The sequence below is a fragment of the Salmonella enterica subsp. arizonae genome, from assembly GCF_008692845.1.
In the GTDB taxonomy this organism is placed as follows: domain Bacteria; phylum Pseudomonadota; class Gammaproteobacteria; order Enterobacterales; family Enterobacteriaceae; genus Salmonella; species Salmonella arizonae.
The window spans coordinates 153417-165614 of the sequence record NZ_VXJW01000002.1 but is presented as its reverse complement, the minus strand read 5'-3'; the positions used below and the strand labels follow the sequence as shown (position 1 = coordinate 165614).

At 51.2% G+C, this 12198-nt stretch carries 10 protein-coding genes and 1 pseudogene; 2 read left to right on the top strand and 9 right to left on the bottom strand.

What is annotated here, in order from left to right:
* Window positions 1-273 precede the first annotated feature (273 nt).
* On the top strand, window positions 274-1179 hold the full coding sequence (locus F4V61_RS05385) for a LysR family transcriptional regulator (RefSeq protein ID WP_038396508.1): 906 nt from the start codon (window positions 274-276) through the stop codon (window positions 1177-1179).
* Window positions 1180-1219: 40 nt separating this feature from the next.
* Here the strand turns inward: F4V61_RS05385 and cobO are convergent, their stop codons facing one another.
* The 9 genes and pseudogenes from cobO to glmS all read right to left on the bottom strand — a co-directional run bounded on the left by cobO (window position 1220) and on the right by glmS (window position 11304).
* Window positions 1220-1822: a cob(I)yrinic acid a,c-diamide adenosyltransferase gene (gene cobO / locus F4V61_RS05380; protein WP_080160877.1), complete on the bottom strand. Its 603-nt coding sequence runs from the start codon at window positions 1820-1822 to the stop codon at window positions 1220-1222.
* Between the two features lie 9 nt (window positions 1823-1831).
* Complete coding sequence (locus F4V61_RS05375) at window positions 1832-3484, bottom strand: class I fumarate hydratase (RefSeq protein WP_058345609.1); 1653 nt, start codon at window positions 3482-3484, stop codon at window positions 1832-1834.
* A gap of 117 nt (window positions 3485-3601) precedes the next feature.
* On the bottom strand, window positions 3602-4909 hold the full coding sequence (locus F4V61_RS05370) for a dicarboxylate/amino acid:cation symporter (RefSeq protein ID WP_080160876.1): 1308 nt from the start codon (window positions 4907-4909) through the stop codon (window positions 3602-3604).
* 164 nt (window positions 4910-5073) lie between these two features.
* On the bottom strand, window positions 5074-5391 hold the full coding sequence (locus F4V61_RS05365) for a DUF4387 domain-containing protein (protein ID WP_000813889.1): 318 nt from the start codon (window positions 5389-5391) through the stop codon (window positions 5074-5076).
* Window positions 5388-6758: an acyclic terpene utilization AtuA family protein gene (locus F4V61_RS05360; protein WP_080160875.1), complete on the bottom strand. Its 1371-nt coding sequence runs from the start codon at window positions 6756-6758 to the stop codon at window positions 5388-5390. The genes F4V61_RS05365 and F4V61_RS05360 overlap by 4 nt, the downstream gene beginning before the upstream one ends.
* Before the next feature lie 3 nt (window positions 6759-6761).
* Window positions 6762-8003: a methylaspartate ammonia-lyase gene (locus F4V61_RS05355; RefSeq protein ID WP_000695046.1), complete on the bottom strand. Its 1242-nt coding sequence runs from the start codon at window positions 8001-8003 to the stop codon at window positions 6762-6764.
* Window positions 8003-9448, bottom strand: a pseudogene (locus tag F4V61_RS05350) (methylaspartate mutase subunit E). Before F4V61_RS05350 ends, F4V61_RS05355 begins: the two are co-directional and overlap by 1 nt.
* A gap of 18 nt (window positions 9449-9466) precedes the next feature.
* Entirely contained in the window at window positions 9467-10855 is a 1389-nt protein-coding gene (gene glmL / locus F4V61_RS05345) for a methylaspartate mutase accessory protein GlmL (RefSeq protein ID WP_079827869.1), read from the bottom strand.
* Window positions 10855-11304, bottom strand: coding sequence for a methylaspartate mutase subunit S (gene glmS, locus F4V61_RS05340; protein ID WP_000743284.1), 450 nt, complete (start codon window positions 11302-11304; stop codon window positions 10855-10857). Before glmS ends, glmL begins: the two co-directional genes overlap by 1 nt.
* Window positions 11305-11836: 532 nt before the next feature.
* On the opposite strand from glmS, the gene F4V61_RS05335 reads away from it, so the two are divergent.
* Window positions 11837-12070, top strand: a complete 234-nt coding sequence (locus F4V61_RS05335) for a hypothetical protein (RefSeq protein WP_079827871.1) — start codon at window positions 11837-11839, stop codon at window positions 12068-12070.
* Window positions 12071-12198: the final 128 nt, after the last annotated feature.

Here is a 12198-nt window from a genome sequence, read left to right as displayed (position 1 = left end):
AATCGCGGGAACTTTTTCTGATTAAGTTAGATTAACTTGAAAAATTATTAAGAACTTATTGACGCTATTCATTTGTAGTTAATTATGTTTAAATTGTGTTTATTGCTGGAGTTGCGTATTATTGGTTGATATTTGATCACCAGTATGTCTGAAACATGGGATGGATCAATGGAATTTATAGATAAAATAAAATATAACTCTCAGCGAAAACCTGAGTGATTATATTAATTTTATTATTTAAACTTTTTTTGTACGCTGCATATGGAAGACGTTATGAGAGGAAAAATACCCAAGACCGAATTGTTGGTAACCTTCGAAGTAGTCGCGCGTCACGAAAGTTATACCCGAGCAGCCGAGGAACTGGCGCTAACGCAAAGTGCGGTGTTCAGACAAGTGAATGCGCTGGAAGAGTTTTTACATACCTCATTATTTAATCATGCCAAAAAAAGGATTTTCTTAAATGCTGCCGGAAAATATTACCTGAGCATTGTTAAAGAAACGCTTAACAAACTGGAGCGAGATACTAACTCAATTATGACCTGGCAGCCCACCGTTCAGGTTATTGAACTGGCTGTAAACCCGACCTTTAGTACTCACTGGTTAATCCCGAACTTACGTGAATTTAATAAATTAAACCCAGATATTATTATTAATATTCATTCTCTGGCCAATATTGGCGATTTTCTTAACCGGGAGTACGACGCCGCCATTATGCGGGAGGACTTCTGTTCTCCGTGGTCAGAAAGAGAATATTTATTCGAAGAAGAGATCTTACCGGTATGCAGCGGGAGCTTACTGTCTCAGCCGCAACAAAAACTGGCGGTGGATGAACTGTTGAACGAATTTACGCTATTGCATCAAAGCACGCGCATCAATGGCTGGCAGGAGTGGTTCGCGCTTTCAGGCATCAGCAGCCCACAGGTCAATAACGGACCGCGCTTTGATTTGTTGTCGATGCTGATCGCCGCGGTGCGCTCTAATCTGGGCGTGGCGCTATTGCCCCGGTTTGCCATTCAGCACGATCTGGATAATGGCGACATGGTGATCCCGTGTGATGTTCCGATACGTACCGGGAATCGTTTTATCATGACCTGGCGCGAAGATAAAACAGAGTCTTGTCATTTACGGATCTTCCGCGAGTGGTTATTGCAAAAGTCGGTTGTTTCCCGGGAGAACTGAGTTCTGTAAGCCGGATAAGCGCTATCCGGCTACAATACGTCTACCAGTCAATACCGGCCTGCGCCTGGATCCCACTGTCAAAAGCGTGTTTCACCGGGCGGATTTCGCTGACCGTATCGGCGAGTTCCAGCAGCCGGGCGTGACATCCGCGTCCGGTAACGATCACGTTCTGCTCCAGCGGGCGGCTGATAATTGCCTCGACCACCTCTTGCGTCTCCAGATAGTGATAAGCCAGCATCCAGGTAAGCTCATCCAGCACCACAAGATCGTAGCGCGGATCGGCCAGTATCCGCTTACTCTCCAGCCAAACCGCTTCTGCCGCCTCTTTGTCCGCTTCGCGATCTTGCGTCTCCCAGGTAAAACCGGTTCCCATAATATGGAATTCCACGCCAAGCGGATGCAGCACGTTGTATTCGCCGTTATCCCACTGACCTTTGATGAACTGCGCGACGCCAACGGTTTTACGATGGCCGACGGCGCGCGTCACGGTGCCAAAGGCAGCGGTAGACTTACCTTTGCCGTTGCCGGTAAAGACGATCAGAACCCCTTTTTTAACCGTCGCCGCCGCTACACGGCTATCCACCTGTGTTTTTAATTTCTGCTGTCGTTGACGATGGCGTTCGGTATTGTCTCGCGCTTCCATAGGATCTCCTTACAGGCCCGCCGGACAGGAGGCACAGCGATGCTGTTGTTCAAACTGGCTGAAGAAGTTATTGCCTTTGTCGTCCACCAGCAAAAAGGCGGGCAGACCTTCGACTTCCATCATCCAGACGGCTTCCATTCCCAGTTCGGGGTATTCGAGGCAGCGCAGGTTTTTCACATACTGTTGCGCCAGCAGGGCCGCCGCGCCGCCGATACTGCCGAGGCTAAAGCCGCCATATTTGCGGCAAGCCTCTGTCACCTGTTGGCTGCGGTTGCCTTTCGAGAGCATGATTAAACTGCCGCCCGCAGCCTGGAATGCGTCCACATAGCTATCCATGCGTCCGCCAGTCGTGGGACCGAGCGAACCACAGGCCTGATTGTCTGGCGTTTTGGCCGGACCCGCGTAATAAACAATGTGGTTTTTCATATAGTCCGGCATGGGTTCTCCGTTATCCATTCGCGCTTTGATCCTGGCATGGACAATGTCGCGGGCGACCACAATCGGGCCGCTGAGCGACAGCCGCGTGCCCACCGGTAGCGCGGCGAGATCGCGCCGGATATCGTATAGCGGGCGATTCAGATCGAGCTGAACGCTTTGGGCGCTGTGTTCCACGCGACAGGATTCGGGGATAAATTTTCCCGGATGGCGCTCAAGTTTTTCCAGCCAGATACCGTGTTTATTGATTTTCGCTTTGATATTACGGTCGGCGGAACAGGAGAGCGCCATTGCGATGGGGCAGGAGCCGCCGTGGCGAGGCAGGCGAATTACGCGGATATCGTGGGCGAAATATTTACCGCCAAACTGCGCGCCAATGCCAAATTCGCGGCTGGTATTGAGCAGGGCCTTTTCAAGCGCAGTATCGCGGAACGCCTGGCCCAGTTCATTCCCATGGTCAGGTAAGTTATCGTAATATTTGGTTGAAGCCAGTTTCGCTGTTTTCAGCGCCTGGTCGGCGGACAAGCCGCCCACAACAAAAGCGATGTGATAAGGCGGACAGGCGGCGGTTCCCAGCATTTTCATTTTTTCTACCAGGAACGCGGTGAGTTTTTCTGGTTGCAGGATAGATTTTGTCTCCTGAAATAGTGCGGCTTTATTAGCGGAGCCGCCGCCTTTATTGACAAACAGGAAGCGGTATTCGCTGCCCGGCGCGGCGCTAATGTCTATTTGAGCGGGCAGATTGGTCTGGGTATTGACCTCGGTATACATATCCAGGGGCGCATTTTGAGAATAACGCAGATTATTTTCCTGAAAGGTGAGATATACGCCTTTACTTAGCGCTTCGGCATCATCGCCGCCCGTCCAGATATGTTGTCCTTTGCTCGCTACAATCGTGGCGGTGCCGGTATCCTGACAATTCGGCAGAACGCCTTTGGCCGACACTTCGGCGTTACGTAAGAGTTGCAGAGCGACGTACTGATCATTATGGCTGGCCTGCGGATCGTGCAGAATGTTGGCAATTTGTTGCAGGTGAGCGGCACGCAAAAAGAAGGAGGCTTCGTAAAAGGCGTGCTGCGCCAACAGGGTTAAGGCTTCCGGCGCGACTTTGATCACCTCCTCTCCATCTAACTCACTTACCGTAACGTGTTGATTAGTTAGTAATTCATATTCTGTATTATCTTTACTCTGAACAAAAAGTTGCTGCCAGACAAATGGTTTTGACATAGTGACTTCTCACCTTTACGTTTTTGCCGGATGGCGACGCTTCCGTCTTACCCGGCCTGGGAAAATGGGCGATGCGTAGGCCGGATAAGCAGTGGCGCTATCCGGAATCATGCGTTATCAGGACATCGCCACTTCTGAGTTTTCGGAGGCAGAGCGTTTCTGCTCCGGCGTGTTGATCGGCGCGACGCCCCGACAGCCTGCGCCGAAGTGTTCGCCTTCCCAACGGCTGACAATCGCCGCGCCCATCGCATTACTCATGACGTTAGTAGCGGAACGGCCCATATCGAGGAACGGATCGACGCCCATTAGTAGAATCAGGCCAGCTTCCGGGATATTGAACTGGTTAAGCGTGGCGGCGATAACCACCATGGATGCACGAGGTACGCCCGCCATCCCTTTGGAGGTCAACATCAGGATCAGTAGCATGGTAATTTGCTCGCCCATACTGAGATGAACGTTACAGGCCTGGGCAATAAACACCGTGGCAAACGAACAGTAGGCCATCGAACCGACCAGATTAAAGGAGTAACCAATCGGCAAGACAAAACTGGCGATTTTTGGCGAGACGCCAAATTTCTCCAGTTTATTCAACGTACCGGGAAAGGCGGCTTCAGAGCTGGAGGTGGTAAAGGCTAACAGCGCCGGCTCGAAAATCATTCTGGTTAGCCGACTGATACATGGGCCGACAATCAGAGCTGATAACCCAATCAGGATGGCCCAGAGCATACTCAGTGTCAGATAGAATTCGCCCATAAAGATCCCGGCGCTGACCATCACGCCCAGCCCACGTTCGGCAATCAGGCCGGAAATCGCAGCGAAGACGGTTAACGGTGCAAACAACATCACGTAGCCGGTCAGTTTCAGCATTACGTAGACCAGTGAGTCGAAGACTTTAACGATCGGTTCTGCTTTTTCGCCAATTGCCGCCAGGCTGCAACCGAGGAAAATGGAGAACACCACGATTTGCAGGATTTCATTACGCGCCATCGCATCTACGATACTGGTCGGCACGGCATGAGAAATAAACACCTTCAGAGTGAAGGGCTCTGACTGAACGGTCGCAACGGCGCCTGCATCGTGTGGCACAAAGTTAATGCCGACGCCCGGTTCGAATAAATTAACTACCACCAGACCAAGGGCAATAGATAACAGCGAGGCGCAAATAAACAGGAAAAAAGTTTTAGGAAAAATACGTCCCAGTGTTTTGGCATCGCCCATTTTCGCAATACCGACGACCAGGGTAGAAATAACCAACGGGGCGATAATCATTTTCACCAGACGTAAGAATATGGTGGTGAAAATAGAGATTTCCTGAGCATATATTTTCGCTGTTTCAGTTGAGGTTGTATTATTAATGATCACTCCGGCAATCATACCGAGAATCAATCCTAAGATGATCATTTTTGTTAAGCTTATTTTCTTCATTTTTACTCCATCGGATAAAGGCTGGCGTGTAATGTGTAGGGCGGCGGACGCCTGAGCCAGAAGACAGACCAGACGCACGCCTGTTGTGACCAACCGCATGAATAATCAGGAGTACGAAGTAACAGCAGAGTCCTGTACTCCAATGGATGTTGTTATATTTATGACTACAGATCTAACGAAATAGCGAGTAGGGGCGCATGTTGTTGCGCGCCATAAACATCGTTGTCGCCCACGTTGCCGGAAATAATATCCCGTGGCATGACAATTTTTACCGCATTCGCCGGATCAAACCAGATAATACGATGTATAAAATCAGGATTGACGTTATATAAACTGGCGATAAGTTGCGGCGTTAACTGTTCCGAGACTTTGACGCGCTGATAATCCTCTTGGGTTTTAAATAAAATATCTAATACCAGTTCGTAGGGGCCAGCGTTTTTGGAACGGATGACCTGCGTCAGCGAGCAAATAGATTGTTTCATGACTGAACTCCTTGCGGTGTTACCTGTTCAAGGTGGAAATCAAAACGCAGGGCATCGCTGGCTTCAATCAGGTGGTAAATGGAAAACTCATATACCGGGCCGCTCTGGATATCCGATGGCGAAAAGGGGAAGGCGAGATTTCCTGCAGTGGCAATCCGGTTTTCATAACCGTAGTGCAGCAGGGTAGAGCGCACCAGCGAACAGACGCTGTTAGCAATATCCTGAGTTGGGGCGACCACATCCAGCAGGATCCCCAACTCATGTCCGGCGGTTTGCATCGGCTCATGGTTGCCCATGACGCCGTTTTTCCCATACAGATGGAAGGTCATGCGGATACTGTCATCTTTAAGAGAGAGATTACGCGCCACGCTGGCCTTCACGTCTTCAAGGATGGCGTCAATTCCGGCAATCATGATCGGGTCTCGCGTCCCGGCAATGGTCAGACAGCGGAAGCCGACCTGACGCGCGCCTTCCAGTTTCAGCGCGTATGGCGTCGCTTCATGACGGGAGCCGCTGACGTACACTTCTCCGTCGTTAACGGCTTTAAAGCGGCACTCTTTCAGGTTTAGCACGCCGCCCGGCCCTGGCAGAAAGTACGGATCGGATTTCTCATACAGGGTGTGCGCCGCGGCGGATGTTTCGGTGAATTTACGCTGTGGATTGAAGGTTTTCAGCGTAAAGCCGTTTTCGTCAATGATTCCCATCGCGCAGTCGGAACCGGACCCTGGCGTGGCGGCAATCGCCGCGCACTCCAGAATCTTGCCGCAGTGCAGCGCCAGTCCTTCATCAAAGCCTTGCATAATCGGCAACGCCGCAAAGCAGGCCGGATCGTAGGCGCGTCCGCCCAGCACCACCTGCGCGCCCGCTTTCAGCGCCCGCTGGAAAGGCTCGATCCCCATTTGCGCGACGATATAAGTGCTCTCTTCAATTGCGTCGTGGGTTAGTTCCTGCACGAACTCCAGGGCGGTAATTTTGCCGTTATCCAGCGCCTGGTGGACGATCGCTTTATCCACATCAGAGGGGATCAGCGCCAGTGAGAAAGCGAGATTCTCCTCCTGCGCAATCTCAAGGATTATCTGGCGGCACCACTCCAGATGCGGTGCGGCGCCGGAACCTCCGGCGGTGCCGATCACCACCGGGATGTTGCGCTTAACGCCGGCGGTAATCATATAGCGCAGATCGCGTTTTACCCCGGCCCGATCGGTAAAGGGTTTACCTGCCCCCAGATAGTGGGGGCCGGGATCGGAGGACCCTGCATCGACGGCAATCAGATCCGGCGATTCCTCCATCGCTTTACGAAAGCTCTCTTCCGGAAAACCATAACCCAGAATAGCGGTCGGCGATAAGATCTTAAACTTACGTCCCATCTCTTAATCCTTAGCCTGTAGCAACGCGATGGTGCGATTCATTTCGTTAAACACGATGTTGAGACCTTCATCGAAACCCATTCCCGGTTTCACCAGCATCCGCATCGGACGTGCGGCCAGCGCGACATGTACGCAAGTACGGGCGCTAATCTCGGTTTCGTTACAGGTACCGCCCTGGTAGGCTTCCATACCGTGTTTGTTGCAGTACAACACCGCGTCAACGATGTTGTGGATGCCGCCGAGGTCCGGCGTTTTGATCTGCACCATGTGGCAGCTACCGGCATCGGTGAAATCAACAATATCCTGATAAGTGTTACACCATTCGTCAGCGACAATCTTCACGCCGGAGCCAAGGCGGGTCAGTTCTTTGGTGATGGCGGTCAGCAGGCGAATTTGATCCGGTTTGTTGCCGGCGTCGACTGGACCCTCGATGTACAGCGGTAGACCCTGCGCCTCTTTTTCCAGGCTGGCGATATATTCAGCGCAGCGCAGCGGGTCCATATCGAAGATCAAACCGATAGTGCCGTAGACGTCGATATGCAGCGTCGGGTGATAGCGAGGGCTGGTACGCAGGCGTAAAATACGGTCAGACAACCAGCGCACATATTCGCGCAGTTTCTCACCCTGGAAACCGAGCTTTTCTTCGACATTGTTGATCAGCGCGTGAGGCAGAACATCGACGCCTTTAAGGATCATCTTATCGACGGCGATGTAGCGATCGTCGCCGCTCTGGCCAAATAACGGAATGGCTTCCGGTACGCACGGTAGTTGCCATTCGTCGTACACCACTTCTGTTTTCAGGCGACCTGTCGCCAGCGCGGTAGCATCGAGCAGCGCTTGCGACAGACCGTAACGGACGGCGGTATGCAGCAGGTTGCCGTCAATACGCAGCTTGTCGAAGAAGCGGGCATTAGGCAGAAACGTATCGACATCTCGGCCTTCCAGTAGCGGTTTAATATGATTGTTCAGAAACGGGATAAAGTGCTCTGCCAGGAACAGCGGGTCACGGCCGCCCGCGCCGGAGTACTGGACGGCGGCGCAGTCACCGACCGCTACTGCGCCGTTTTCCAGAATGAGCTGTACCGAAACGCATTCGCCCGCCTGACGTACCGAGGTAAAGCCAGGGGTTACCGGCGCGCCGGTATAGATAAATCCATCGTGACCCGCGCCGTTTTTAATCGCCTGCTGATCGTCAAAATAGAATGAGGAGTAGCCGGCGGTGAAAAGGGCCTGTTTAATTTTCATTATGGTCTTCCTATTAATTTACTGTGGGATACCGCGTTGATGTCATCAACAACCATCTGGAATGAGGGTTTGCGTCCTTCAACATGCGCGCGTTCGGCGACGTAATCGTGGTGCAGGGCGAGAATGTCCTGCGGCAACGGAACCGCGCCTGCTTCCAGTACGCGAATCGCGCCGGTGTTGTCGCGCACGGGCAAGATTTTGCCGGCGTTACAGGCGGCGGGCGCAAAAGGGACATCCAGAACGCCCGCTTCAAAGGCCAGCACCGTCCCGCGCGCCACATCGCCGTTACCGAGTTCGAAGACTTTCTTCAGCACAGAGCGAACTTCGCTCTTAATCAGCTCCACTTCCTGGTCGACCGCCGGACAGGACGGGAATTTCTGGTCACTCACCATATTGAGCATCTGGCGTGAGGCTTTTAGCCCCTGCGCGTTTGCGGCAGCGGTTGGAATACCGAACGCTTCGTGCGGACTCTTGGTGATGACTTTGGTGGCGCCTGACATCCCTGCGACCGCCGCGCCCCAGGAGATGACGGCGAAGGCTTTGGATTCATCTTCCGGGAAGCCGCCCATCCACTGGTGGAATACAGTGCTCAGCTCGTAATCGTCAAAACCATAATTCTGGAAATACTCATGCGACAGTTCACGCAGTGACTGGATCGCTGCGATGTCCTGGGTCAGACAGCCCACCTGGCCGTAGCCGACGGTGATCGATTTCACGCCCTGCTCCAGCGCCAGAAGACCTTCGATAATGGCCACCGCGTGCGACATAAACGGCGGAATTAATGTACCGGTTAACGGGCCGAACGGTTCGCGGTTAATACGAATGCCGTGTTCTTCATACATGCCCATCAGGCGGTCGCAGTACTGCCAGTCGCGGATCGATTTTTCCAGCGTTACGCGTTTGGCATAAGGGATGTTGTAGGAGATGCCGCCCCCTTCGTAGCTGGTGAAGCCGCTGGCCATGGCGATTTCCGCCAGCAGGCGCGCATCCGGCGTACCGTGACGAACCTGAATCGGTTTTTCCAGCGCTTCGGTCATCCGGCGGCAGGCCGCCACGCCGTGGTTAACCACGGGTAAGCCGTTCAATTTGGAGGTTCCCGCCTCGATAGATTTCTGAATGCCGACCGCTGCTTCTTCGTAGCGGTTCAGACGGGTATAGGCGTCAATGGTGCTGGGCAGGAGATCGCACTCTTCCTGCAATGTTTTAAGCAGCGCAATATGTTCATCCATTAGCGCTACGCCCGCGCGCGGTTGGCTCAACGTTCTGCCTTCCCTGTCGGCCTTTAGCAAGGCTTGCGAGAAACGTTTTTGCTCAGGAATGGTGTGTTGATACTTCACGCCTTCTTCAAACTTTTCAACCTCTTTACCGGTATGCTAGGTCTGCAACACCTGATGCCGTTCGGTCATGAATTCATCATGGGTTAACTTCTTATTTCGGAGTTCCATTCGTTGCCGCCTTAGTTTTTAACAGGTTAAACATTGAATGCTGGTGCGCGCAGCGAGCTGCGGATAGAGTCTGGCGATATTCGCCAGCAGAGGAAGCAGGCCTTTCGAATCCCGGTAATAGTCAAACTGGTTCGGGAGGAGAATGCTTTTGCCGTCGTCATTGAGTTCCCGGTATTTGAGCCAGTTGTAAATATCGAACTGGCTGGCGCGGGAGAGCCATCCCCCTGAACCCACCACTTTGCGCACGGTGGTCAGATCGCGTCCCATCTGCAAATCGACATTACCGACGCAGGTACAGACCTGTTTTTTCGTCCCGGCGTGGCGCTCCGTGGCATAGCCGACGCACAAACCAGCGAGTACGGTGTCGAAATATCTCTCTTCTTCATTGCTCGGCAGATAATCCGGCTGTGCCGTCAGATGGTGCAGATAGCGATAAAAAGCCTGCTGACGTTCCGGGTGTTGAGCGAACACGACTTTCACCAGCTCTTCGGTGCTTTCTCCCACGACCATGGCCGAGACGCGCATTCCCAGGTCGCCTTCAACTGTACGTTTGACGAACGGTTCCGGCACGCCGTGTAATACCGTATCGGGCGAGAGTGTATTGGCACAGGCGGAATAGACATCGGTGGTGGCGCCGCCCATATCAATGAGCATGAACTCTTTCCACGCGTTATCGATATTGCTTATCGCCTTCACCAGTTCATAAACCGTCCACGGCGTCGGCATCGGTTCTTCGCCGGTTTCACTGACGATAACGTCAAGACCTTTACCTTTTACGATGCGCGACAGGAAGACATCGCAAATGGCCTGACGAGCGGCGTAGGGATTGGGGTGATCGAGATCGGGCAGAATATTGTCCACTATGATGAGATCTTTATGGCCGAGAATTCTCTGTACCTCGTCCTGAATATCGCGGTTGCCAGCGTAAATAATGGCGCAGTCCAGCGTTGACTCCGCCAGCGCGCGGGCGTTAGCCAGACCGTAGCTCTCTTCGCCGCCGTCGGTACCGCCGGTAAACAGCAAAATATCCGGCGGTGAGGCTTCCAGTTCGGCGATATCATGTCGGTTGAGTTTATAGGCATAATACTGGGCGATTTTCGCGCCTGCGGAGTGAGCGGTAATTTTTGCCGACTCCAGGGTGATGGAAGGCACCAGTCCCATTGCGGCGACGGCCAACCCCCCTTTCGCGGAAGAAGAATATTTGAGTTGTATGTCACCGTGTTGCAAAAGAGGACGCGCGTCGGCGACATGTAATACCTGGTTCAGACTGGCAAAAAATCCGTCCGCCAGGTGATGTGTCGTTGTTGGCGTCAGCGCGTGATTAACCAATGTTAATGCGTCCCCCTCCAGGGAGAAGAGGGCGGCTTTGGTCCATGTTGAGCCGATATCGACAGAAACTATCTGCATCACATAGCCTCTTCAAGACAATGCTGCTCCACGCCGTGGCGCTGGTTGATATCGTTCGCCATCAACTGACAAACGTCTTCAAGATCGTGACTTGGCGCGAAGACACGGTGAAAGCCCATCTCTTTAAATTTGGCTTCTACTCCGGCAAAGTCATGCTTGCCGACGACCAGATTGCCGCCAACATAAAGGAGGATGTCGCCGATGCCTCGTTCAATGCAGCGCTCGCGTAGTCCGAGGCAGTCGATATCGCCATGTCCGTAAATCGATGAAACGACTATCGCATCGGCGCCGGTCTCAATGGCGGCGTCAATATATTCATCCTGACTGACCATTACCCCCAGATTGATTACGCGAAAATTATGGGCAGTAAAAACACGATCTAAAACTTTATTGCCTACTGCATGACAGTCAGCGCCAATGACGCCAATAACAAGCGTTGGTTTTTTCATGAGTAATCCTCTACAGGGATGTTGAAAGGTAAGTGCTTTTTTAAATTCTTTGCATGCGCTAAGTCGCATTCAGTTAATATTGGATGAGTGTCTTTATAAGCGATGGGTGAAGCAATTGATCTATTTTCAAAATAACCTTCTTAAAATTATTGTTTTCATTGCGAAAATATAAAAACGTTTAATAACATATGGTTGTGTGTTTGGTTTGATGCGCTTTTGGTTTTCGAAAAAAACGTGAAAATAACCTATTGCTATTTTTGTGATATAACTCTTATTTTATTCGGTGCTGCGAAAAATCAGCTTTACACTATTAGTGTTGTAGAAATCTAGTATGAATTTGTGAAGGTAGTAACAGAATCTTAGATATAATTATTATATAGAGACGAATCGATGTTGTTAAAATAAAGAAAAATTAGCTAATAAAATGTTTGTTTGATTTTGACTATCTGGAAAACTATCAGCAATAATTAAGACGATAACCTGACAAAATGTTCTGATAGCTGTCAGGGAGGGGAGACTGCGGAGGGGGAATGTGGGTGGGGTGATTACGCGCGTGCAACGATATAGTTTCCATGCGGTGTTAATTATAAGTAAAATAAAAATAGGAGAAATGTATAAAATAATAAGTGTTGATAACTTGGCGAAAAAATCTGTGAGCTATTTGGCAATAATTGAACATCACGATGCGTTGTTTTTCACTGTACGCGGCACAGCAAAAAAACGCACAAAAAGTTTAACCCTACCGAATAAGCCTCTTTTTAGATAAGGTCTGGCATTACTGTTTGCAAAAACAAAAAGTTAACAAAATTTTCACCATGCAATCACTGAATAAACATTATTAACATTAACTTTAAAAATTGATTTTAATCAATGTTTAAGTATTGGAAAAGAGCA